The organism is Arthrobacter sunyaminii (assembly GCF_018866305.1).
Classification (GTDB): Bacteria; Actinomycetota; Actinomycetes; order Actinomycetales; family Micrococcaceae; genus Arthrobacter_B; species Arthrobacter_B sunyaminii.
In genome coordinates, this window is the sequence record NZ_CP076456.1 from 3,284,611 (window position 1) to 3,306,985 (window position 22,375).

Here is a 22,375-nt window from a genome sequence, read left to right on the forward strand (position 1 = left end):
CCTACCGTCCCCGGTTTACGGCGCCGGCCACGATGCGTTCGAGCACCTGGCGCAGCGGCCCCGGGATGGACGGGCAGTCCAGGTGGGACCGGGCGCGGTCCGCGTATTCCTCCGCCAGGGTCCGGGCGTAGTCGCGGGCCCCGGAACTGATCAGCAGTTCCCGTGCGCGGTCCGCTTCCTCGGCGGTAAGATCCGGGCAGCCGATGAGATGGGACAGTTCTTCCCACGACTCACCCTGGGCGGCGTGCGCAATGAGAACCGTCCGCTTTCCCTCCCGCAGATCGCTCAGGTTCGACTTCCCGGTGGCGCTCTCCTTGCCGAAAACACCGAGCAGATCATCGACGAGCTGATAGGCAATTCCAGTGTCCCGGCCAAAGTCGCCCAGCGTTGCGACGGCGTCGTCGTCTGCTCCGGCCAGCACCGCACCAGCCTGCAAAGGTGCTTCGAAGGAGTAGACAGCTGTCTTCAGGCGCTCCATGTCGAGGATCTCGGGGATCTGCGGTGCGCCGAGGGAAAAGGAAAAGTCCACGTCGATCAGCTCGCCTGCGGCGGAGGCAAAGACTGCGTCATCCAGGATCGCCGCGAGTCGAAGCCGGGTCTGCTGGTCGGTGTCAACGGTGTCCAGCATCCGGAACGCCCCGATCAGTGCCAGGTCTCCGGCGATGATTCCCGCTGACATTCCCCGGTGCCGAGCGGATTCCGGTGTCTGCCCGGCTGTCTGCGCCAGGGCCCGGTAGGTGCCCGAAACATTCTCGTGTCCGCGCCGCATGAAATCCAGGTCGATGACGTCATCGTGGATGATCAGCGCCGTGTGCAGCAGCTCAAAGGCCGCACCCACCCGGGCCGCCGCTTCCGTGTTCGTGCCGCCCAGATGATGATAAGCAGTCATCAGGATTCCAGGGCGGACGCGTTTGCCGCCCACCGTGGATTTCTCCAATGTGTCCCACAGGCTAAGGTAGCTGGGACTAAGTTTGGCTGCACGAAGCTTTGCCTGGGAAAAGAATTCACGCAGGACACCTTCCACCTGCTCGTATCCGACGGCTGGGTCAAGCAGTGGTTCGGTCTCCATAGGTCCAGTAAACACGGTGAGTATACGGAGGAGAAATGTCGCAACGCGGGGAACTCGTAGTTCTCGTGGATTCGGATGGCACGCCCGTCGGAACGCAGGAAAAATCAACGGTCCACACAACTAATACGCCCCTGCATTTGGCGTTTTCCACTCATGTGTTTAACCGCGCCGGACAAATGCTCGTAACCCGGCGGGCCTTAAGCAAGCTGACTTGGCCGGGAGTGTGGACCAATTCCTTCTGCGGGCATCCCGGTCCCGGCGAAGCCACAGAAGACGCCGCCATCCGCCGGGCGGACAGGGAGCTGGGCCTGACACTGGTCCGGGACCAGCTTGACCTTCGGCTGCCGGATTTCCGCTACCGCGCGGTGGATGCCTCAGGAATCGTGGAGCACGAGATCTGTCCTGTCTACACGGCGGTCACGGACGTAGATCCCGTGCCTGCTGCGGACGAAGTCATGGACTGGAAGTGGGCGGATCCGCTCGCGCTGGCCGAGGCCGTGCGCCTGACCCCATGGGCCTTCAGCCCCTGGCTGGTGCTGCAGTTGCCCCTGCTCTATCCGGAGGTATTCGCGGGCCGCGGTTCCTCCGTGCCGGCATAGGCCGCAAAGGAGAGCCGGCGGGGCCAGCGAACCCACGGCGCTTCAGCGGGCCAGTGTGCCCACAGGGTGTGAAAGGCCCGGCGGAACCGGCGGATGACGTTCGCGGTTCCGATCAGCGCCCGCGGGGCCATGCCCACCACTAAGGTCCGTTCAAAGCGGCACCGGTAGCGCTGGCCCATATGCAGACTGAGGCAGACGTCGTCGTGCATTTCCGTATCGCTGCGGTGCACCTCGGAGCGGATCTCACACCACGCTGAACGGCGCAGGGCGAGGTTGGAGCCGAAGAGCGGCAGATGCCCCATGGCGAGACCCATGGCCAGGTAATAGGACCCGAGGTACAACACACTGAGCACAGCGCCAACCGGCCTGCGGAAGCCGTAGAAGGAGCCGGGCCCGGAGAGCGCCGCGAGGGCGGGATCGGCGCGGAAGGATTGTGCTATCTGCTGAATCCAGTCCGGCGGCAGCACGCAGTCGGCGTCGCACCGCGCAATGATGTCTCCTGTCGCGGCGTCGTAGCCGGCGGCAGCTGCGGCCGGAATTCCGCGTTCCCCCTCAAACACCACGCGGGCACCAAACCGGCGTGCGACGGCGGCGCTGGCATCAGTGCTGTTGTTGTCCACCACCACGATTTCAAGCGGCGGCACCGATTGTCCGGCGAGGGAGGCCAAGCACCCCTGGAGGGCGGCCGCGTCATTCAAACAGGGGATCACCACGCTGACTGAGGGCAGGGCGGCAGACATGGGGGAAGTCTACCGGGACCGGCATCCGTCTGGGACACGGCGGACCTCCCGGATGCTGCTCGTCTGCCGCCGGGCTGCACGCTGCGCTACCGTGAATTCATGATTGACGCCCTCCTCCGCCGTCCCGCGGGTTCCGGAGAGTTCTTCGCTGACGGGGTGCGCCTGGCCGTCCTGTTCAGCCTCGCTGCAGCTCTCCTCTGGTACGGCCCGGTGGACGTGGCCCTGTTTTTCCTCGTTCTGGGGGGAACGCTGGTCTCACGTTCCCTGAACATCTCCCGGCTTTTTGACGGGCTCTACGGGCTGACGCTGCTGGCCGCGGCATGGAGCAGCGTCCTGGACGTGTACGCGCGGGTGGGCTGGTGGGACCTTCCGGTGCACTTCGCCGCCACCGGTGTCATAGCCGGCATGACGTACTTCCTGCTGTCCCGCCTCGGTGTGATTTCCGTTCCCGAGCGTCGCCCCGCGCCTCCCGCAGCCCGGCTGGCCGTGCCGGTGCTCGTTTTCGCCCTGGGGCTGGCCGTGAGCGTGTTGTGGGAACTGGGCGAGTGGTGGGGCAACTCCTTTGTGGACGCCGCCATCAACGTGGGCTACCAGGACACCATGGGTGACCTGGTAGCCGGCGGATTGGGCTCGCTGCTCGCCGGCGTCGTGATGGATCAGATGATCCGGCGGAACCCGGAATCAGCAGCTCAAGCATCAGGTGCCGGTTCGCCGCTGCAGCGCCGCCTCCACCGCTGATACCAGCGCGTAAAGCACGATCGACGCAAGGGTCACGACGACGACGCCGGCCCAGACCTGGTCATACCGGGCACGGGAAACGGCTGACACGATCCCGTAGCCTATCCCCTGGCCGGTTGCCAGCCATTCGGCCAGCAGCGCTCCCGTCAGTGCTCCCGGAATCGACACCCGCAGAGCCGTGAAAAAAGCCGGCGCAGCGGAGGGCAGTGCCACCTTCCGGAAGGCGTCCAGCCGGCTGCCGCCGTAGACCTGGACAACCTCCAGCATGGCCGGCGAGGCAGATCGAAGTCCGAACACCATCGTGACCAGTGCAGGGAAGAGCACCACGATGCCGCCCATGGCAGCCACTGCGGCTTCCTGCCGGCCAAAAATCAGGATGATCATGGGTGCCAGCGCCACCAGCGGCACCGACCGAAGAAGCATGGCCAGGGGCATCAGGGCTTGTTCCACTCCTCGGAAGACCGTGAAAAGGCAGGCCACGACGGCGGCGGCGAGCATTCCCGCGGCGAACCCCATTCCGGCGTCCAGCAGGGTCTGGCCCAGCTGCCCCATGATGAGGGCCCGGTTTTCCGCTGAATCCGGATCACGGAGCAAATAGCTGTAAACGTCCCAGGGACCCTTGCCGATGTAGGCCGAAACCTCGAAAACGCGCAGCAGCCCAACCCACAGCGCTCCGACAACGGCCAGGGACAGGACAAGGCCAAACAGCATCTTCCCCGTAGACCGGAGCACCCCGCGCATCAGGACCCTCCGGCCCGGACGCCGGAAGCCCAAGGTGCAGCGAACCGGGAGAGGAGTCCCAGCACGGCGTACGCTCCCCCGGCCAGGGCGGCACAGGCAAAGGCAATTCCCCAGACCCGGGCTACTTCCAGGGTCTGTTGGGCGTTGACCATTGCCGGTCCCAGCCCGCGGTCCACTCCCCCGACATACTCGCCCAGGATGGCGCCCAGCAACGCGGCCGGGGCCGCGATTTTAAAGGCCGCCAAGACCGCCGGGAGGGCCGCAATGATGCGGACTTTCAGGAGTTGGTGGATCCTGCGGCCGCCGAACACCGCCACAATATCCAGGCAGGACCGGTCGGCCGCCTTCAACCCGGCGAGGGCACTGACCATAGTGGTGAAGAAGACGGACAGGGCAGCCAGTGCTACGGCGGTGCCTGAGGGATCACCGGAGCGCGGAGGTCCCAGGACGATGAAGATCACCGGGCCAACGGCCACCACCGGCAGGCAGTAACTAATGACGGCCAGCTGCGTTGCCAGGCGTTCCAGCGGCGGAACCAGCAGCACCAGGAACGCCAACAGCAAAGCCAGGGCGTTGCCCCACGCGTAGCCGGCACCGGCTTCGAGCAGGGTCACTGCGGCGTTCCGCCAGTAAAACCCCCATCCGTCAGCTCCCATTTGGCTCAGCACCTGCCAGGGTGTGGGTATGGCTCCTGTGCCGCCCCCGGCCGGGGCCCCGACACCGCGCAGGAATGTGGCGGCGCCGATCCACCACAGCGCCAGTGCAGCGCCCGCCCCGGACAGGCCCACGGCCCAATGCGGAAGCTGTAGGCGTCTCACGGGGTCTCCCCGGACGCCGGACCGCTGAACAGCAGTTCTGAAGCATGGTCATGCAGGGCGTGGAATTCAGGGGTGCGCATCATGTCCGGAGTGCGCGGCCGCGGCAGGTCCACGGTGATGACTTCCTTGATCCGTCCCGGCCGTGGGCTCATGACCGCAACGGTGTCAGAGAGGAAAATGGCTTCGGAGATACCGTGGGTGACCATCAGCGTGGTGGCAGGTTTCTCGGTCCAGATTCGCAGCAGTTCCAGGTTTAGCCGCTGGCGGGTCATGTCATCCAGTGCTCCGAAGGGTTCATCCAGGAGCAGCACGGACGGTTTCAGGACCAGGGCCCGCGCAATCGAGACGCGCTGGCGCATTCCGCCGGAAAGCTGTGCCGGGCGGGCCTTCTCAAACCCGTTCAGCCCCACGAGGCTGATCAGTTCACGGATATACGCGTCATCAGCGGGCAGCCCCGAGACTTCGAGCGGCAGCCGGATGTTGGTGTAGACGCTGCGCCACGGCAACAGGGCCGAATCCTGGAAGGCGATGCCCAGTTCGTGTCCGCGGCGAAGATCCTGCGGGGATTTTCCGTCCACCAGCACTTCACCGGTGGTGGGGGTTTCCAGCCCGGCCAGGATCCGGAGCACGGTGGATTTGCCGCAGCCGGATGGTCCGAGCAGAGAGAGGAACGAGCCCCGTTCGGTCATGAGATTGGCAGCTTCCAGAGCCGTGACCTTCTGCCGGCCGGAGATGAAGGTCTTGCCCAGGTCTGCGAGCCGGATTCCCGTTCCTGACCGGGACTCCGCGGATTCCGGTTGCACCAATGTGCCTGCGGGCGGCACTGCGGCAGCCACGAAGTCCCGGCGCAATTACTTCAGCTCCGGGTTTTCTTCGTAAACCTCCGCCAGCAGGCTCATGTCAAAGACATCTTCGGCAGCGAGGTCATAGCCGGCCAGCTTCAGGATCGAGAGGTTCTCTTCGATCAGGGAATCAGAGATGGTGAAGAGACCATTGGTTTCGGTCTCCTCGGTAACCACCAGCTTGGTGTTCTGCTCTTCGGCCTGCATCTTCTCCTTGGCCATGTCCAGGTTCAGGTCGGCGCCGTAGACTTCCACAGCCAGACGTGCCGATTCCTCCGCATCCGCCACGGCGTCCTTCCAGCCGCGCAGTGTGGCACGCAGGAAATCCTTGAGCTCTTCGCGGCGGTCCGCGATGCTCTCATCCGTGGTGACAAAGCTCTCCGCAACAAAGGGCAGTCCGTTGTCCGCGAAGGGCAGCACTGCCGTCGCGTGGCCGGCCAGTTCCAGGGTCAGCACCTCGTTGGTCAGGTAACCGAAGAAGCCGTCCACATCGCCGTTGACGAGAGGCTGGGGATCATATTGGACCGGCACCTTCTCGACCGTCCCGGCATCGATGCCGTTGACTTCCAGCAGAGCGTCGAACAGGGTCTCGTTGACCCCGGCCTGCACACCTATCCGCTGGCCTAACAGGTCTTCCGGGGCGGTTATCGGGTTGCCGTCCAAAGAAATGATGACAAACGGATTCTTCTGGTACGTGGTGCCGATGATTTTCAGCGGCGCGTCTTCCTCCATAATGACCGGTGCAACACCCATGGGGCTCGAGGTGCCCACCAGGGCCCCGCCGGAAAGGAGCATGGTTTCCGTGGACGTGCCGCCCGGTCCGCCGGCAATCAGGTTCAGCTCGCTGAAGCCCTCCTCGGCGTAGTAACCGTTCGCGTCGGCGAAGTATTCTCCGGCGAACTCCGCGTTCTTGATCCAGGACAGGTTCATGTCCAGGGTGCCGTAGTCGCCGGCATCTGTGCCGGCCTCCGCCTCGGACCCCGTGCAGGCGGTGACCATAAGCAGGCTGGATGCGGCCAGAGCGGCAAGGGCTGGCGTGAAACGTCGTGTTGGCCGGGAGGTAAGGCTCATCGGTATCAGGCTTTCCGTAGGCGAATAAGTCCTGAGCCTAGGAACGCATTGTTACCACCGGCGTACTTTCCTCGTTACGTTGCGGTAAACGGGCAGGCCGGCGCTTGCGCCCCGCCCGTCCGTGCCCGTTGAATCCGCGGCCAGGCACAAAAAAGTCCGGACGGGGCCCTGCGCCCCGTCCGGACTTTGATCCTGCTGTGCGGTTACTCGCTGATGTACTTCTACTTGCTGATGTACTTCGCGTGCGCCTCGTGCGCCCGGGCTACCTCTGCCCGGATCTCCTCGATGTCCTTGACCTTGTTCCGGTACTTGAGGTCCATCCCGGCGATCTGCCGTTCTTCCTCGCAGAGCGCGGTGTAGATACGTTCCCGTTCGCCTTCATCCGTCGTGTAGGTCAGGTCCAGGTAGGCGTTGGCGTGGCGGCGGGCATTGTTCACGGCCGTTTGGGCCTTGCCGGCCGGGCTGACCAGCGACGCGATGATCGTGACCGTCAGGACCCCGATGATCACACCGAGGGACAGTCCCGTGCCGATCTCGATGACCTCCACATGCTCACCGTTGTTGATGAACCACAGCGTGTTTTCGTGCAGTGCATGCAGCACCAGCTTCACGCCGATGAAGGCGAGAATGGCGGCCAGACCGTAGGAAAGGTAGATCAGGCGGTCCAGCAGCCCGTCGATGAGGAAGTAGAGCTGGCGCAGGCCCATCAGGGAGAACGCGGTGGCGGTGAAGACAATGAACGTGCTCTGGGTCAGGCCGAAGATGGCCGGAATGGAGTCCAGGGCGAAGAGAATATCGGTTCCGCCGATGGCCACCATGACCAGCAGCATGGGGGTGAGGACCTTCTTGCCGTTCTCCACCGTGACGAGCTTGTCGCCGTCGTAATGGTCGGTGGTGGGCAGCACACGTTTGGCGATGCGGATGATGAAGTTGTTTGCCTCATCCTTTTCGCTGTTCTCGGGCTTGAGCAGATTGCCGGCCGTGATCAGCAGGATCAGGCCGAACAGGTAGAAGATCCACGAGAAGGAGTTGATCAGCGCCGCGCCCAGGAAGATGAACCCGGTCCGCGCGATCAGGGCGAAGACGATGCCGAAGAGCAGCACCTTCTGCTGGTCTTCGCGGGGCACCCGGAAGCTGGCCATGATGATGAGGAAGACAAAGAGGTTGTCCACTGAGAGAGCCTTCTCAGTGATGTATCCGGCGAAATACTCACTGCCGGCGGTGGCTCCGCCGAAGACCAGGACCAGGACGCCGAAGACGAGCGCCAGACCCACGTAGATGGAAGACCAGACAGCGGCTTCCTTGAGCGTGGGAATATGCGCCTTGCGGATGTGGAAGAAATAATCGAAGGCCAGCAGGCCCAGAATGACGGCAATCGTCACTCCCCAGATCAAGGGGGAAACAGTCATGGAAGTCCGCTTTCGTAGGGTCGTCAGAGAACCATAGGTCTCTCCGGCAACCCTGAACAGGTGCCCGCTGCATCCGGCGGGGGCATCGGTGCCCAGCGTGTTGACGGATAACGGCGAGGTGGATACTCCCCTACGAAGGGATCAGTCTAACGGGTTTGGAAGCGTTACTGCCACTCATTGTTCGCGGGGATCTCCAGAAGCGGCAGGTCAGCCGGGGTGTCAACGTCCAAACCGTCAGAAAGATCAGAGCAGTTGACGACGTCGATCAGTGAGGGATTGGCGTGCAGGTACGCTCTGGCGCCGGCGTCTCCAGCCGCCGTCTTCGCCGCAGCGGCGGCCAGGACCGGGTCAAAGACCAGCGGATGGCCGCGGCGAAGATCGGCTGACCCGGGCTGCCGGTAGCCGGCGGCGGTGATACGGCCGGGTTGATGGCGTGCAATCAACCGGCCGACGACGGCGGCGCTCACCCCGGGCTGGTCGCCGAGTGCCACCAGCAGCGCTTGTGCGCCGGGGTGGTCCGCCAGCGCGGCGTTGACGCCTCGGCTAAAGGAGGATCCCAGTCCGGTTTCCCAGGACGGGTTGGTAACTATTCCGGCCCGGTCCAGCCGCGCATGGGCCAGCACCCGGTCGGCTTGGGCCCCAAGGACCACGGTAATGTCAGTGCAGCCGCCGCTGCGAAGCTGCGTGAGGATGTGTTCAATCAGCGGTCTGCCCCGGAAGGACAGCAGTGCTTTGGTGCCCAGACCCAAACGGGTGCCCGCCCCGGCAGCCAGCACAAGGCCAACCACCGGGACGGGCACGATGTCAGCCTTCGCAGTCAGAGCAGTACTTCATGCCGTTCTTTTCCAGGGCCACCTGGGAGCGGTGGCGGACCAGGAAGCAGGAGGCGCAGGTGAATTCGTCGTCCTGCGCCGGAACCACGCGGACCAGCAGTTCCTCGCCGGAGAGGTCAGCGCCGGGGAGTTCAAAACTCTCCGCGGCCTCCGTTTCATCAACGTCTACGGCGGTGGCGGACGGGGTCACACTGCGCTGGGCCTGCAGTTCTTCAAGGGACGCGGTGGATGCTCCGTCGTCCTCGGTCTTGCGCGGTGCGTCGTAATCTGTCGCCATCTTCCTTGGCTCACACTCCTATTTTCAGCTCATTGTCGGATCCGGCCTTGATCGTAACGGATGGACGGCAACTCCCCTGCCTCCAAGGGCAACAATCCGGACATATTCGCCGCAGGCCGAATCAGGTGCAGCCCGCCGTACGCCCAGGGCAGGTCCGGCACCCTGCCGCGCCGGCCCCGGGCATGCCAAAGGGGCGCCCCGTTTCCGGAACGCCCCTTCGAATTATCCGTGTAGTTTGGCTACGGCTTCTTGGGCTCGGGCTGCACTTCGGCCGGAGCCATGGTGTGGTTACCACCCGTGGTGAAGGATCCGTTGGAAGCGGAGCCGGTTCCGCTCGCTTCAGCGGGCTTGGAAGCGGACGAGCCTGCCGATGAGGCGGGCTTACCGGAATCCGATGAATGCGAGACCTTGTCCTTGGCAGTGGAAGTAACCTCGGACACCTTCTCCTGCAGTCCGGGTGCCTTTTCCTTTGCCCACTCCGTGCCGTGGGAAACAGTTTCCTGGACCTTGGGGTCCTTCCAAAGTTCCATCAGCTTTTCGCGGCCGGCCTTGGAACCGAGCAGGTAGCCAACGCCTGCGCCGGCCAGAAATACGAACTTCTTAACCATGGTGCTCCTCATTCCTGCCCCCGTGAGGGGCATTGCGAATACCGTCTGGGTGTTCATACGCACACTACCGCCGGAAGCGGAAGAATCAACAGCAACCTTACTATGTCCGGACCGGTTCCGCGTACCGGTGTGCCTAGCTGCCCATCAGGCGGGACCGGATGAGGAACCGCTTGCCCTCCGGAGCTTCGACAGAGAAGCCGCTCCCCCGGCCCGGGACCACGTCGACCGTAAGGTGAGTGTGCTTCCAGTACTCGAACTGCTCCAGGGACATCCAGAAGTCCAGTTGTTCCCCGGGCGCCACTTCAAAGGTCCCCAGCAACACATCCGCTTCAGAGGTGATGAAGTCCCCGGCCGGATAGCACATCGGTGATGAGCCGTCGCAGCAGCCGCCCGATTGATGGAACATCAGCGGGCCGTGCTGTTCCCGCAGCTGCAGCAGGAGCTCCTGCGCAGCAGGCGTCAACGCCACCCGGGAAAAGTTCTCCCCGGGCAGCGTGACGGCGGCCTCCAGCGCCTCTGCAGACACGATGGCGGCGCGGTTGGAGCCTGCTTCCTGGTTTGCAGCCATCAGTACTGGACAACCACCCGTCCGTCGACTTTGCCCTGCTCCAGCTCCTCCATCACGGCGTTGATCTCCTCGAGGTTCCGGGTGCTCACCTTCGGATGGATGAGGCCGCGGTCGTAGAAGTCGATCGCCTCGGCAAGGTCCTGCCGGGTGCCCACAATCGAGCCGCGGATGGTGAGTCCCTTGAGCACAATGTCAAAGATGGGTGCCGGAAAATCTCCCGGCGGAAGGCCGTTGAAGACAATGGTGCCGCCGCGCCGTGCCATGCCAATGGCCTGCCCGAATGCCGAGGGATGGACCGCTGTAACCAGCACGGCATGGGCACCGCCAATCTTGGACTGGATTGCCTCGACGGGATCCTCGGTGCGTGCATTGACCACCACTTCGGCGCCGAATGACGTGGCGAGCTCCAGCTTGTCGTCAGCGATGTCCACTGCGGCAACCCGCAGCCCCATGGCTTTGGCATATTGAACCGCGATATGGCCCAGCCCTCCAACGCCGGAGATCACCACCCATTGCCCGGGCCGTGCTTCGCTGACCTTCAGCCCCTTGTAGACGGTCACTCCGGCGCACAGCACCGGGGCGATCTCCACCGGGTCCGCACCCTTGGGGATGCGGGCGGCAAATTTGGCGTCAACCAGCATGTATTGACCGAAGGATCCGTTGACTGTGTAGCCGCCGTTCTGTTGCTGCTCGCACAGCGTTTCCCACCCGGTGCGGCAGTACTCACACACGCCGCAGGCGGACCACAGCCACGCGTTGCCCACCATGTCCCCCAGGGCGACATCAGTAACGCCGTCTCCCACAGCAACAACTTCACCGACGCCCTCGTGGCCGGGGATGAAGGGCGGAGTGGGTTTCACCGGCCAGTCACCCTGGGCAGCGTGAAGGTCAGTGTGGCAGACGCCGGTGGTGACCAGCTTGACCAGCACCTGTCCCGGTCCGGGGTCCGGGACCGCCACTTCTTCCACTGACAGTTCCTGTCCAAGCTCGTTGACTACGGCTGCTTGCATGTTTGCCATTCGGTCCTCATCTCCTTGATCCGCGCGGGTGTAGTTCAGCGTAGGTTCGACCGTCCGGGGTTAGAAGAAGCCCTGCTTGTTTTCGGCGTAGCTGACCAGCAGGTTCTTGGTCTGCTGGTAGTGGTCCAGCATCATGGCGTGGTTCTCTCGTCCGATGCCGGAGGACTTGTAACCGCCAAACGCCGCGTGTGCGGGATAGGCATGGTAGTTGTTCACCCATACCCGGCCGGCCTGGATGTCCCGGCCGGCGCGGTACGCGGTGTTGCCGTTGCGGGACCATACGCCGGCTCCGAGGCCGTAGAGGGTGTCGTTGGCTATGGCCAGAGCCTCGCCGTAGTCCGAGAAGCGGGTCACCGAGACCACCGGGCCGAAGATCTCCTCCTGGAAGATGCGCATGTTGTTGGTGCCTTCAAACACGGTGGGCTTCACGTAGAAGCCGCCGGCGAGATCGCCGTCGAGCATCAGACGCTCACCGCCGGTGAGCACTTTTGCGCCTTCCTGATGCGCAATATCCATGTAGGAGAGGATCTTTTCCAACTGGTCGTTGGACGCCTGCGCACCGACCATGGTGTTGGTGTCCAGCGGATTGCCCTGGATCATCTGCGCGGTGCGCGCCAGCGCATCCGACATGAAAGAGTCGTAAATGGAGTCCTGGACCAGCGCCCGTGAGGGGCAGGTGCACACTTCACCCTGGTTCAGGGCAAACATGTTGAACCCTTCCAGTGCCTTGTCGTAGAAGGCGTCATCCTCCTGGGCGACATCCGCGAAGAAGATGTTCGGGCTCTTGCCGCCCAGCTCGAGGGTGACCGGAATGAGGTTCTGGCTCGCGTACTGCATGATCAGCCGGCCGGTGGTGGTTTCACCGGTGAAGGCGATCTTGCGGATCCGCTTTGAGGATGCCAGCGGCTTGCCGGCCTCCACGCCAAAGCCGTTGACCACATTGAGCACACCGGCGGGCAGAATGTCCGCGAGCAGTTCCATGAGGACCATGATCGAGGCCGGAGTCTGCTCGGCCGGCTTCAGGACGATGGCGTTGCCCGCGGCAAGCGCCGGAGCCAGCTTCCAGACAGCCATGAGGATGGGGAAGTTCCACGGGATGATCTGTCCCACCACACCCAGCGGTTCGTGGAAGTGGTAAGCCGTGGTGTTGTCGTCAATCTGGGAGAGCGTGCCCTCCTGCGCGCGGACGGCTCCGGCAAAATAGCGGAAGTGGTCAACGGCCAGCGGCATATCCGCGGCCAGCGTCTCACGGACGGGCTTGCCGTTGTCCCAGGTCTCGGCAACAGCCAGCAGCTCCAGGTTTTCTTCGATGCGGTCGGCGATGCGGTTCAGGATCTGTGCCCGTTCCGCCACCGAAGTCTTGCCCCACGACGGAGCGGCCTTGTGCGCCGCGTCCAGGGCCAGGTCAATGTCCTCTGACGTACCCCGGGCCACTTCGCAGAACACCTTTCCGGTGACCGGAGAAACGTTTTCAAAGTACCCGCCCTTGACCGGGGGCACCCATTCGCCGCCAATCCAGTTCTCGTATCGGGGCTTGAAGGAAAGCTTGGAGCCCTCGGTGCCGGGCTGTGCATATACAGTCATGTTGCGCTCCTGGAGTTGTGACGTCGGTGTCTTTTCCGTCGGTGGCATGAGCGTAGACCCGGCTACGTTGCATCTACGTAGCGCCAGGGATGGTGCAGCGCCTGCACCGGCATTATTGTTGCCGTGGGCAATTTTCCGGACCTGCTCCCGGACGGACCTGACAAGGACGGCACATGGCTATCGAACGCAGTACCGACGGCGGGGCACCGGGCACCAGCCGCTACATCCGTTACCGGTGGTGGGGCCTGCTGGCCATCAGCCTCGGTGTGGCCATGATTATCATGGACGCCACCATCGTGTCGGTGGCCGTGCCCTCAATCGTTGGTGATCTGGGCATCTCCAGCACCCAGATCCAGTGGGTCCAGGAAATCTACACCCTGCTGTTCGCTGCCCTGCTCCTCACCTGGGGCCGGATCGCGGACCGGGTGGGACGACGGCGGGTGATGCTGGCCGGCGTCGTCCTGTTTGTTGCCGCGAGCATACTGTGCGCCCTCGCCGAGTCCGGCGGTGTTCTGATCCTGGGGCGCGCCATCCAGGGGTTGGGCGGATCGATGATCCTGCCGACCACCCTGGCCCTGTTGAACGCCAATTTCCAGGGACGCGAACGCGGCATCGCCTTCGCCGTCTGGGGATCAACGATCGGCGGCATGGCGGCCATTGGCCCGCTGCTGGGCGGCTGGCTCACCGAGAATGCCAGCTGGCGCTGGGCTTTTGGCATCAACATCCCGGTTGGCGTGCTGATTGTGGGCGGTCTGCTGCTGTTTGTCGCGGAGTCGTCCGAACCCGTGGTCGGCGCCGCACAGCGCTTGGACCTGGGCGGAGCCGCCCTGTCCATTATCGGCTTCGGGGCACTGGTGTTCGGCCTGATCGAAGGCCGCACCTACGGCTGGTGGAATGCGTCCGAGGACGCTGCGTTCCAGGTGGGGAACCTCTCCCCTGTTCCCCTGGCCTTCCTGCTCGCTGTATTGGCCCTGACGTGTTTTGTGCTGCTGCAGCGCTCGCGGACGGCCGCGGGGAAGGGCGTGATCCTGGATCTGTCGCTTTTCCGGATCCCGTCCTTTGCCAACGGCAACGTCACCGCGCTCATTGTCAGCTTCGGTGAGTTTGGGCTGATCCTATCGCTGCCGCTGTGGTTCCAGAATGTGCTGGGCTTTACCGCTTTCCAAGCCGGCCTGGCCCTGCTGCCGCTGGCCGTGGGATCTTTCCTCGCCAGCGGAGGCGTTGCGGCGCTGGCGCGGAGGTTCAGCCCCATCCTGGTGGTCCGGATGGGACTGGGTCTGGAAATCCTGAGCATTGCCGCCCTGGCCCTGCTGATCCGGCCGGACAGCACCGCCTGGCTGACCTCGCCCATCCTGCTGGTTTACGGCATTGGCGTGGGACTGGCCACCGCCCAACTCACCTCAGTGGTCCTTGCCGAAGTTCCCATCGCCAAGAGCGGACAGGGCTCGGCTACCCAGAGCACCGCGCGGCAGACCGGATCCGCGCTGGGCATCGCCGTGCTGGGAACGGCCTTCTTCACCACCCTGCGCACCGGCACCGAGGACCGGGTGGCGGACGCCGTCGCCGGCAACCCCCAGCTGGGTGCTGTGGTGGATTCCGTCAATGCAACCTCAGGCGGCAGCATCTCCGCACTGGCAGCGGATCCGCAGACCGCTTTCATCGCGGACGCCGCTCGGGAAGCCATGACCAACGGGGCGTCCCTGGCGGGCTGGATCGCCGCTGCCGCACTGCTGATTGGCTTCCTCACCAGCCTGCGCATCAAGCCGGTTATCGGGCCGCGGGCCGGTGAGCCGGCCGGTGTGCGGGCTCCGGAAGAGGGGCCCGGCGCAAGTTCTCCGTAGCCGCCGTCCCGGGTCAGCCCAGGTCCCGCTCAATGCGCTGGAGGCCGGCCACTATCGAGGCTTTCCGCGGGGAGCGCGCAGGAAGCAGCTGCAGGGCGCGGGACCAGGCCTCGGCGTCGTCCCTGCCCTCCGGCAATGCCAGGTACGCGAGCAGCGAATCCGGACCGGCGTCCGAGAGCATCGCCTCGCGCAGCACCATGCTGACCTCGCTGCGCAGAGCGGTAATGGCCGGGGCATCCGAGCGCGGCAGGACCGGCCCCCGGTACAGTCCCAGCGCCAGCCGATAGGCGCCGTTCTCCAGGTATCCGAGCACCTGTTTGGCATCAATGACCACCCCGCGCGGAAGCCGGTACGGACGGGACTGCGGTACCAGGGCAGGCTCCGGCGCACCTTGGCTGTGCTTTCCCAGCAGATTCCGCAGCCGCAGCATTTCAGCACGGACGGTGCTCACGGAGGTGCGCTCCGGATAGACCATGACGGAGAGTTCATCGGCGGTGAGCCCGCCCGGGTGCAGGGCAAGGAGAGTGAGCAGCTCAGCGTGCCGGGTGCTGAGCGTCGCGGGACGTCCGCCGACGTTGACCACCGCCGGATCACGCCCCAAAATCTGCAGGCTGTCCTGCCGAAGGAGGGTCCGGTGTGCTGAGCGCGGCGAGGCATCCGGCAGGCGCGGACGGCGGCGCAGGTTGCGGCGGCGGCCGGCCGCCTGCAGACGCGCCACCTTCAACTGGGACTCCGCTGCCGCCACGGTGGCTTCAACCAGCGCCAGGGTGTGGGCTGCCACGGCTTCGTCTTTCCCGGTGATGTCGACGACGCCGATGAGGGTCCCCGTATCCGGATCGTGGACGGGCACCGCGGTGCAGCTCCACGAATGAACCTGGCGGCTGAAGTGCTCAGCTCCCGAAATCTGAACGCTCTGGCCCGAGGCAAGCGCAGTCCCCGGGGCGCTTGTTCCAATGGAACGCTCCGACCAGTCCGTGCCGGGGATAAACAGCATTCCTTCCGCGAGCCGGCGTGCGTCGTCGTCGCCCTCCACCCACAGCAGCCGCCCCAGTTCATCTCCCACGGCCACGAGGAGCCCGGTGTCGGTGCCCGGGCGGACCAGCAGCCGCCTGATGACCGGCATGATGGCTGCCAGGGGATGCGAGGTGCGGTACTCCCCCAGCTCGGAGCCGGTAAACACCAGCTGCGGAACGGCCTCGTCCGGGTCTGTGTGGTGGCGCAGGGACCGCTGCCAGGATTCACGGACCGGGGGCCGGAGCCAGCGCGTCAAACCGTCCGCAGAACCAAGGTTTTCGTGAGCGCGGAAGGCATCGCGCTGCAGGGCGTCCGCAGTGCGCGGAGGCGGATCATCGTAGTCCTGATTGTGCACTGCCCCGACCTATCCACACCGATAAGGAGACTGTCCTGGCACCCGCAACTGCGGGTGTCAGGACAGTCTACTCATGCCGCTTCCGTCCGTTCCACGGGAAAGGGCCGAAGCTTCGGTGTTATCCGGGCGTGCCGACGGCGGGTTACTGTCCGCGGGCGATCCGGACCATCTCGTCACGGTCCACAACCTTGACGCGCTCGCGCACCAGCTCGCCCGTGGCGGGATCGGGATGGACGTAGGACGCGCCGAGGCTCTTTTCGTAGGCGTCCAGCTTCAGCCAGCCCTCCCACGTGGTGTATTCAACGCCGCGGTCTTCGAGCAGCTTGATGATGGATTCCTCGTCCGGTTCCTCGGCGGCCGGCAGGTTCAGCCGGTCTTCCAGCAGGAAGCCGATGGTTTCCAGCGCGTCACCCTTGGTGTGTCCGATCAGGCCAACGGGGCCGCGCTTGATCCAGCCGGTGGTGTAGATGCCGGGAACGGGGGTGCCGGCTTCGTCGATGACCCTTCCGCCCTCGTTCGGAATGACGCCGCGCCGGGAGTCAAAGCCCACCTCCGGCAGTTCGGACCCGAAGTAGCCGATCGCCCGGTAGACCGCCTGGACCGGGTAGTCGACGATTTCTCCGGTGCCGCGGGCGTTGCCGGTTCCGTCCAGTTCATTGCGTTCGAACTTCATGCCGGCCACCTTGCCGGGGTTGGCGGGGTCCTCGTAGATCTCCACCGGGCTGTGCAGGAAGTGCAGGTGCAGGCGGCGGGAGGCACCGGAGTCCTGTTCCTCGACCAGCCAGTTGGTCAGCGTGTTGACCATGGTTTTGGTCTGGTTGTTGGTGCGGATCTGCTCGTCCGAGCCTTCGTCGAACTCGAAGTCCTCCGGGTAGAGCACAATGTCAACGTCACGGGAGTGCGAGAGTTCGCGCAGTTCCAGCGGCGTGAACTTCACCTGTGCCGGACCGCGGCGGCCGAAGATGTGGACGTCCGTGACGGGGGACTTTTTCAGGCCCTCATAGACATTGTCCGGAATCTCGGTGGTGAGCAGGTCATCGGCGTGCTTGGACAGGATGCGGGCAACGTCCAGGGCCACGTTGCCGTTGCCGATGACGGCAACTTCCTTGGCGTCCAGCGGCCATTCCCGCGGCACGTCCGGATGTCCGTCATACCAGGACACGAAGTCGGCACCGCCGAAGGAGCCCTCGAGCTCGACGCCGGGGATGCTCATGTCCGCGTCCTTGATGGCGCCGGTGGCGAAAATGATGGCGTCGTAGAAGTGCCGGAAGTCGGTGAGGGTCAGGTCTTTGCCGTAGTGCACGTTCCCGAGGAACCGGATGTCACCACGATCCATGACTTTGTGCAGGGCGTTGACGATGCCCTTGATCCGGGGGTGGTCCGGAGCCACGCCGTAGCGGATCAGGCCGTAGGGTGCGGGGTATTTGTCGAAGAGGTCAATGCTGACCTCGAAGTCCCGTTCAGCTTTGGTGAGGATATCTGCGGCATAAACACCGGCGGGGCCAGCGCCGATGATGGCGACTCGCATGGGGCGCTGCGACCGGTCCGCGGCTGAATTAGACACTGATAGTCCTTCGTCTCGGGGAGAAATCCTGTGCGGAATAACGCACAGTTTCCTATTCTAAATGCCGCGTACGACGGCGTCTAAACGGTTCGGTGCGAACGTCCCCGCGGATGGGCGGGGGACGGGTTTGCGCTCCTGGCCACCGGCTGCGCTGCGGCGGGAATACCCGGCGGTCTCAGCATGTTGTGGCTCACGTGTCTTCTTCGAACGGAACCGGCGCCGAGCGCTCCGCATCCTTGTCCGCCTCCGCATCCTCCCCCGCGTCCGCGCCAGCCCGTTCCGCCCCGCAGCAGCCGGCGGCGCAGGCGTCGCCGCCGCCGTCCGGGGCGTCGTCCGGCAGACGCAGCGAAAACTCCACGGGCATCCTGTTTGGGGTCGGTGCGTATGTGCTGTGGGGACTGCTGCCCCTGTACTTTGTCCTGCTGGTTCCGGCGGGAGCGGTGGAGATTGTTGCCTCCAGAATCGTCTTCTCCCTGGTGTTCTGCGCTGCGCTGCTCACCACCCTGCGCTCGTGGAAGGCCACGGCCGCAGCCGCAAGGAACCCGAGATTGGTGGCCACGCTGAGCGGCGCCGCCGTACTCATTGCCGTTAACTGGCTCACTTATGCGTGGGCCGTCCTGAATGAACACGCGGTGGAGGCCGCCCTGGGGTACTTCATCAACCCTCTGGTCTCCGTACTCCTGGGCGTGGTGATCCTCAAGGAAAAACTCAGGCCGCTGCAGTGGGTGGCTATGGCGGTGGGGTTTGTTGCCGTGCTGGTACTGACGTTCGCCTACGGCACTGTGCCCTGGGTGGCGCTTGCCCTCGCCTTCAGCTTTGGCCTGTACGGGCTGGTGAAGAAGGGCGTGGGTGGAAAGGTTGATGCAATCTCCAGCCTGACCATTGAGACCGCCGCTCTGACGCCAATCGCCGTCGGCGTCCTGATCTGGCTCTCGCTTAGCGGAACGGCCACCATCCTCAGCAACGGCGCCGCTCACTTCTGGCTGCTCGCCGCTTCCGGCATCATTACGGCTGTTCCGCTGATCTTTTTCGGCGCCGCCGCCCGGCGCCTTCCGCTCTCAACGGTGGGCATGCTGCAGTACCTGGCGCCCACCCTGCAGTTCATTATTGCCCTGGCGGTCTTCAAGGAAACCATGCCGCCGGAGCGCTGGGCAGGTTTCGGACTGATCTGGCTGGCGTTGGTGATCCTGACCGTGGACATGATGGGCGGTCCCCGACGGAACCGGCTGCTCCGCGCCGCCGGGGTCTGAGCAGGAGCAACGACTCAAAAAGAAAACAGCCCCCGCTGTCCGAAAGGACGGCGGGGGCTGTTTTGGTCTGCGTGAAGCGTTTTAGCGGATCGAAGCTGCGCGCTGGCGCTGGAGTGCCACCAGGGCGGCACCACCGGTCAGCGCCATCAGGGCGCCGATCCCGCCGATGGCCAGCTGCGCGGCATTCAGGCCGGTTGCGGCCAGCTCCGCTGTCCCGTCAGCTGCAGCCGGAACCGGCTGCGCTGCCAGGACGGTGACAGCCTGCTCGACCGTGAAGGTTGTCCAGCCTGCAAGGGCCCCGTTCCGGAACAGAGCCACCTTGTGCTCACCTGCTGCCAGAACGGCCGGAACGGCCACAGCCAGTGATCCCTGGGTGTCTGCGGTAACCTCACCCAGATTGACACCTGCGGACGGCAGCACCACTTCGTAGGCGGTTCCGCCGTTCAGGCCCGAGATGCGCAGCTGGCTGCCGGATGCAGCAGCGGTGACCGTTCCCCGCGCGGCTTCGGTGAGGAGCGTGTCCTGCCCCAGCGTCACCTGCTCAACAGTGGCGACCCCGGCCGCAGCCTTGGCCTTGGCCTGCTCGGCTGCACGGCGTGCTTCTTCTTCTGCAGCAGCTTGCGCTGCGGCAGCCGCCTGGGCTGCTTCCTTAGCTGCGGCCTCATTAGCTGCTTCCTGGGCGGCAGCTTCCTGTGCGGCGGCCTCGGCAGCAGCGGCTTCCTGGGCAAGGGCCTCGTCAGCGGCGGCCTGCTCTTCAGCGGCCTGGCGTTCCTGTGCTGCGGCTTCCTCAGCAGCCTTCTGAGCAGCGGCGTCCTCAGCAGCCTTCTGAGCGGCGGCCTCCTGCGCGGCCTTATTTGCAGCAGCGGCTTCCTCGGCGGCCTTCTTGGCAGCAGCTTCCTCGGCGGCCTTCTGAGCGGCGGCTTCTTTAGCGGCCTTCTGCGCAGCGGCCTCTTCAGCGGCCTTGTCCTCCACCGGGGCGGTGTCAGGCTTAGCAGCTGCCGCTTCTTCGGCGGCCTTCTTGGCAGCGGCTTCTTCGGCCGCAGCCTTGGCGGCGGCTTCCGCAGCTGCCTTGGCAGCCTCGGCCTCGCGGGCGGCGTTGGCAGCAGCCTCTTCGGCGGCAGCGCGGGCAGCAGCTTCAGCGGCTGCCTTTTCCTCAGCGGCGCGGGCGGCGGCCTCCTGTGCCGCTGCCTCTTCGGCAGCAGCGCGGGCAGCAGCTTCAGCAGCTGCCTTTTCCTCGGCGGCGCGCGCGGCGGCCTCACGGGCTGCTGCTTCGTCCTGCGGCGAGACCGCGTACTGGCCGAACTTCGCAGTGGCGAGGTAGGCGCCCTGGTTGGGACCGGCAGTCAGCTGGACTGCTCCGATTCCAATATCCGTGTCAGCGGCACGGAGCATGTTGGCGCGGTGCGCCGGCGAATTGACCCACCAGCTAAAAGCCTGGTCGGCGCTCATGTTCCAGACGATGTTCTCGGGGAACGCATAGGATCCCGGGCTGTGCTGGAAGACGCCGGCTCCGTAGATGTTGGCCTGGTCGGCCGACTGCTGTGTCCAGGACTGCGACTCGGCAGACATCTGGTCATTCCAGCGCAGCGGGGCCAGCGCATGCTGTGCCCGGTAATCATTAATCAAGACGTACAGGCGGTTGGCGAACTGAGCGTCCGCGGAGCTTGCCGCTGCGGACGGGATCGAGATCAACGCCGTCATGAGTGCGATGGCGAGCGCCGTGAAGACGCCCACAAGTTTCTTAAAGCGCAAAGTGCATCCTTATGCCTCGGGACCCGGTGAAACACCGGTGCCGGCCGTGCGCAGACTCCCCAGAAGACTGCGGTGCCCGGTAAAAACGTCACGGGGCAACGATGTGAATTTACCGCAGGCACCACCAATAGACAACAGGCCCTCTAATAACATCAGTAACACCAATAACAAATAGGACACGCTGAACCCGGTAACCGCTGTCAGTACCGGGCTTGCCGGAGGGTGGCCCGGGACGCAAAAAGATGCGCCGGGCTCTTCGCAGAGTCCGGCGCATCTCCAGCACCGTGAGGGCGTGCTCAGCAGCTAAAGCTGTGCGCGCACCGCCGCTTCCAACACGTCGAGGGCGTCTGACAGCAGCTCTTCCCCAATCACCAGCGGCGGCAGCAGGCGCACCACGTTGCCGTAGGTGCCGCAGGTCAGGATGATGACGCCTTCAGCCAGACACGCCGCGGCGATGGCCTTGGTGATGTCAGCGTCAGGGTTTTTGGTGCCGGGCTTGACGAATTCCAGCGCCAGCATGGCACCGCGGCCGCGGACCTCGCCGATAACGCCGGTGTCTTCAGCGAGCTGCTGCAGCCGCGGAACCGCCAGCTCCTCGATCCGGCGGGCGCGCCCGGAAAGATCGAAGGCTTCCATAGTCTCGATTGCTGCCAAGGCCGCGGCGCACGCAACGGGGTTGCCGCCGTAGGTGCCGCCCAGACCGCCGGCGTGGACGGCGTCGAGCAGTTCGGCGCGGCCGGTGACGGCCGAGAGCGGCATGCCGCCGGCAATTCCCTTGGCCATGGTCATGATGTCCGGAATGACGCCCTCATGCTGCACGGCAAACCATTCGCCGGTACGGCAGAAGCCGGACTGGACCTCGTCCGCGATGAAGACAATTCCCTTGGACTTGGCCCACTCGGCCAGCCGCGGGAGGAAGCCTTCCGCCGGAACAATGAAACCGCCCTCGCCCTGAATCGGCTCGATCAGGATGGCTGCCGTCTGGTCCGCACCGATCTGCTTTTCGATGGCCAGGATGACCCGATCGGCTGCCTCGGCACCGGTGAGCTCCGCATTTTCCTCGCGGAACGGGTAGCTCATGGGCATCCGGTAGATCTCCGAGGCAAACGGGCCGAATCCGGTCTTGTACGGCATGGCCTTGGCGGTCAGCGCCATGGTGAGGTTGGTGCGGCCGTGGTAGGCGTGGTCAAAGGCGACGACGGCGTCCCGGCCGGTGGCGGACCGGGCAATCTTGATGGCGTTCTCCACGGCCTCGGCGCCGGAGTTGAAGAGGACGGTGCGCTTCTCATGGTCCCCGGGGGTCACTTCGTGCAGCTTTTCGGCCAGCGCAATGTAACCCTCGTAGGGGGTCACCATGAAGCAGGTGTGAGTGAAATGTTCCACCTGCTGCTTCACCGCGTCGACGACGGCGGGATCCGACGCACCGACGCTGGTCACGGCAATGCCGGAACCCAGGTCAATGAAGGAGTTGCCGTCCACATCACGGATGATGCCGCCGTCGGCGTCGGAGACATACACCGGAACGGACGAGGCCACGCCCTTGGCAACCACCGCTGCCCGGCGGGCGTTCAGCTCGGTGGACCTGGGGCCTGGGAAGGTCCCGTTGATGCTGCGCTTCTGCTCCAGCCGGTAGGCGGGTGAGAGGGCTTGGGTGCTCATGGGGTGTGCCTTTCAAACGGTGTT

The 22,375-nt window shown here is 64.7% G+C and carries 21 protein-coding genes; 4 read left to right on the plus strand and 17 right to left on the minus strand.

Features of this window, described 5'->3' with window-relative positions; translation table 11 throughout:
* Nucleotide 1: 1 nt before the first annotated feature.
* Complete coding sequence (locus KG104_RS14860) at nucleotides 2-1,069, minus strand: polyprenyl synthetase family protein (protein WP_237687095.1); 1,068 nt, start codon at nucleotides 1,067-1,069, stop codon at nucleotides 2-4.
* Between the two features lie 35 nt (nucleotides 1,070-1,104).
* Here KG104_RS14860 and idi point away from each other — a divergent pair, with 35 nt between their 5' ends.
* The gene (gene idi, locus KG104_RS14865; protein ID WP_207347843.1) at nucleotides 1,105-1,668 is read left to right on the plus strand and encodes an isopentenyl-diphosphate Delta-isomerase; all 564 of its coding nucleotides are present in this window, start codon (nucleotides 1,105-1,107) and stop codon (nucleotides 1,666-1,668) included.
* Here the strand turns inward: idi and KG104_RS14870 are convergent.
* Nucleotides 1,623-2,408: a glycosyltransferase family 2 protein gene (locus tag KG104_RS14870; protein ID WP_207347842.1), complete on the minus strand. Its 786-nt coding sequence runs from the start codon at nucleotides 2,406-2,408 to the stop codon at nucleotides 1,623-1,625. The two genes, idi and KG104_RS14870, sit on opposite strands and share 46 nt — an antisense overlap.
* 99 nt (nucleotides 2,409-2,507) lie before the next feature.
* On the opposite strand from KG104_RS14870, the gene KG104_RS14875 reads away from it, so the two are divergent.
* Nucleotides 2,508-3,146: a DUF2238 domain-containing protein gene (locus tag KG104_RS14875; protein ID WP_207347841.1), complete on the plus strand. Its 639-nt coding sequence runs from the start codon at nucleotides 2,508-2,510 to the stop codon at nucleotides 3,144-3,146.
* Here the strand turns inward: KG104_RS14875 and KG104_RS14880 are convergent.
* The 11 genes from KG104_RS14880 to exaC form a co-directional block, all read right to left on the minus strand.
* A complete protein-coding gene (locus KG104_RS14880) occupies nucleotides 3,105-3,857 on the minus strand; it encodes an ABC transporter permease (RefSeq protein ID WP_237688604.1) in 753 nt (250 codons plus the stop codon). The genes KG104_RS14875 and KG104_RS14880 overlap by 42 nt on opposite strands.
* A 29-nt stretch (nucleotides 3,858-3,886) precedes the next feature.
* Nucleotides 3,887-4,705: an ABC transporter permease gene (locus tag KG104_RS14885; protein WP_207347840.1), complete on the minus strand. Its 819-nt coding sequence runs from the start codon at nucleotides 4,703-4,705 to the stop codon at nucleotides 3,887-3,889.
* A complete protein-coding gene (locus tag KG104_RS14890) occupies nucleotides 4,702-5,508 on the minus strand; it encodes an ABC transporter ATP-binding protein (RefSeq protein ID WP_207347839.1) in 807 nt (268 codons plus the stop codon). Before KG104_RS14890 ends, KG104_RS14885 begins: the two co-directional genes overlap by 4 nt.
* Nucleotides 5,509-5,556: 48 nt before the next feature.
* Complete coding sequence (locus tag KG104_RS14895) at nucleotides 5,557-6,618, minus strand: ABC transporter substrate-binding protein (protein ID WP_207347838.1); 1,062 nt, start codon at nucleotides 6,616-6,618, stop codon at nucleotides 5,557-5,559.
* 221 nt (nucleotides 6,619-6,839) lie between these two features.
* The gene (locus tag KG104_RS14900; RefSeq protein ID WP_207347837.1) at nucleotides 6,840-8,027 is read right to left on the minus strand and encodes a TerC family protein; all 1,188 of its coding nucleotides are present in this window, start codon (nucleotides 8,025-8,027) and stop codon (nucleotides 6,840-6,842) included.
* Between the two features lie 164 nt (nucleotides 8,028-8,191).
* A complete protein-coding gene (locus tag KG104_RS14905; protein WP_237688605.1) occupies nucleotides 8,192-8,827 on the minus strand; it encodes a nucleotidyltransferase family protein in 636 nt (211 codons plus the stop codon).
* A gap of 4 nt (nucleotides 8,828-8,831) precedes the next feature.
* Complete coding sequence (locus KG104_RS14910; RefSeq protein ID WP_104052900.1) at nucleotides 8,832-9,137, minus strand: DUF4193 domain-containing protein; 306 nt, start codon at nucleotides 9,135-9,137, stop codon at nucleotides 8,832-8,834.
* A 239-nt stretch (nucleotides 9,138-9,376) separates the two neighbouring features.
* On the minus strand, nucleotides 9,377-9,745 hold the full coding sequence (locus tag KG104_RS14915; protein WP_104052901.1) for a YtxH domain-containing protein: 369 nt from the start codon (nucleotides 9,743-9,745) through the stop codon (nucleotides 9,377-9,379).
* Nucleotides 9,746-9,878: 133 nt separating this feature from the next.
* The gene (locus tag KG104_RS14920; protein ID WP_237687094.1) at nucleotides 9,879-10,313 is read right to left on the minus strand and encodes a DUF779 domain-containing protein; all 435 of its coding nucleotides are present in this window, start codon (nucleotides 10,311-10,313) and stop codon (nucleotides 9,879-9,881) included.
* On the minus strand, nucleotides 10,313-11,332 hold the full coding sequence (gene adhP, locus KG104_RS14925; RefSeq protein WP_237687093.1) for an alcohol dehydrogenase AdhP: 1,020 nt from the start codon (nucleotides 11,330-11,332) through the stop codon (nucleotides 10,313-10,315). The genes KG104_RS14920 and adhP overlap by 1 nt, the downstream gene beginning before the upstream one ends.
* 60 nt (nucleotides 11,333-11,392) lie before the next feature.
* Nucleotides 11,393-12,916: an acetaldehyde dehydrogenase ExaC gene (gene exaC, locus KG104_RS14930; RefSeq protein WP_104052902.1), complete on the minus strand. Its 1,524-nt coding sequence runs from the start codon at nucleotides 12,914-12,916 to the stop codon at nucleotides 11,393-11,395.
* 173 nt (nucleotides 12,917-13,089) lie between these two features.
* On the opposite strand from exaC, the gene KG104_RS14935 reads away from it, so the two are divergent.
* Nucleotides 13,090-14,757, plus strand: coding sequence for a DHA2 family efflux MFS transporter permease subunit (locus tag KG104_RS14935; RefSeq protein WP_207347836.1), 1,668 nt, complete (start codon nucleotides 13,090-13,092; stop codon nucleotides 14,755-14,757).
* Between the two features lie 13 nt (nucleotides 14,758-14,770).
* Here the strand turns inward: KG104_RS14935 and KG104_RS14940 are convergent, their stop codons facing one another.
* Nucleotides 14,771-16,126, minus strand: a complete 1,356-nt coding sequence (locus KG104_RS14940; protein WP_207347835.1) for a GAF domain-containing protein — start codon at nucleotides 16,124-16,126, stop codon at nucleotides 14,771-14,773.
* 142 nt (nucleotides 16,127-16,268) lie between these two features.
* Nucleotides 16,269-17,690, minus strand: coding sequence for an FAD-dependent oxidoreductase (locus tag KG104_RS14945; RefSeq protein WP_104052905.1), 1,422 nt, complete (start codon nucleotides 17,688-17,690; stop codon nucleotides 16,269-16,271).
* A 185-nt stretch (nucleotides 17,691-17,875) separates the two neighbouring features.
* Between KG104_RS14945 and rarD the strand changes: the two genes are divergently transcribed.
* A complete protein-coding gene (gene rarD, locus KG104_RS14950) occupies nucleotides 17,876-18,940 on the plus strand; it encodes an EamA family transporter RarD (protein ID WP_372434166.1) in 1,065 nt (354 codons plus the stop codon).
* Between the two features lie 81 nt (nucleotides 18,941-19,021).
* On the opposite strand, the gene KG104_RS14955 is transcribed toward rarD, so the two are convergent.
* Together KG104_RS14955 and gabT are read right to left on the minus strand one after the other, a co-directional pair.
* On the minus strand, nucleotides 19,022-20,692 hold the full coding sequence (locus KG104_RS14955; RefSeq protein WP_207347834.1) for a CAP domain-containing protein: 1,671 nt from the start codon (nucleotides 20,690-20,692) through the stop codon (nucleotides 19,022-19,024).
* Between the two features lie 303 nt (nucleotides 20,693-20,995).
* Nucleotides 20,996-22,351 (minus strand): 4-aminobutyrate--2-oxoglutarate transaminase, encoded by a 1,356-nt coding sequence (gene gabT, locus KG104_RS14960; protein ID WP_207347833.1) that lies wholly within the window; start codon nucleotides 22,349-22,351, stop codon nucleotides 20,996-20,998.
* Nucleotides 22,352-22,375: the final 24 nt, after the last annotated feature.

Coding starts and splice junctions, on each gene's coding strand:
- KG104_RS14880 (WP_237688604.1), bottom strand. CDS start 3,857: ATGCTGTTTGGCCTTGTCCTGTCCCTGGCCGTTGTCGGAGCGCTGTGG.
- KG104_RS14895 (WP_207347838.1), bottom strand. CDS start 6,618: ATGAGCCTTACCTCCCGGCCAACACGACGTTTCACGCCAGCCCTTGCC.
- exaC (WP_104052902.1), bottom strand. CDS start 12,916: ATGACTGTATATGCACAGCCCGGCACCGAGGGCTCCAAGCTTTCCTTC.
- gabT (WP_207347833.1), bottom strand. CDS start 22,351: ATGAGCACCCAAGCCCTCTCACCCGCCTACCGGCTGGAGCAGAAGCGC.
- KG104_RS14860 (WP_237687095.1), bottom strand. CDS start 1,069: ATGGAGACCGAACCACTGCTTGACCCAGCCGTCGGATACGAGCAGGTG.
- adhP (WP_237687093.1), bottom strand. CDS start 11,332: ATGGCAAACATGCAAGCAGCCGTAGTCAACGAGCTTGGACAGGAACTG.
- KG104_RS14910 (WP_104052900.1), bottom strand. CDS start 9,137: ATGGCGACAGATTACGACGCACCGCGCAAGACCGAGGACGACGGAGCA.
- idi (WP_207347843.1), top strand. CDS start 1,105: ATGTCGCAACGCGGGGAACTCGTAGTTCTCGTGGATTCGGATGGCACG.
- KG104_RS14935 (WP_207347836.1), top strand. CDS start 13,090: ATGGCTATCGAACGCAGTACCGACGGCGGGGCACCGGGCACCAGCCGC.
- KG104_RS14870 (WP_207347842.1), bottom strand. CDS start 2,408: ATGTCTGCCGCCCTGCCCTCAGTCAGCGTGGTGATCCCCTGTTTGAAT.
- KG104_RS14915 (WP_104052901.1), bottom strand. CDS start 9,745: ATGGTTAAGAAGTTCGTATTTCTGGCCGGCGCAGGCGTTGGCTACCTG.
- KG104_RS14875 (WP_207347841.1), top strand. CDS start 2,508: ATGATTGACGCCCTCCTCCGCCGTCCCGCGGGTTCCGGAGAGTTCTTC.
- KG104_RS14920 (WP_237687094.1), bottom strand. CDS start 10,313: ATGGCTGCAAACCAGGAAGCAGGCTCCAACCGCGCCGCCATCGTGTCT.
- KG104_RS14900 (WP_207347837.1), bottom strand. CDS start 8,027: ATGACTGTTTCCCCCTTGATCTGGGGAGTGACGATTGCCGTCATTCTG.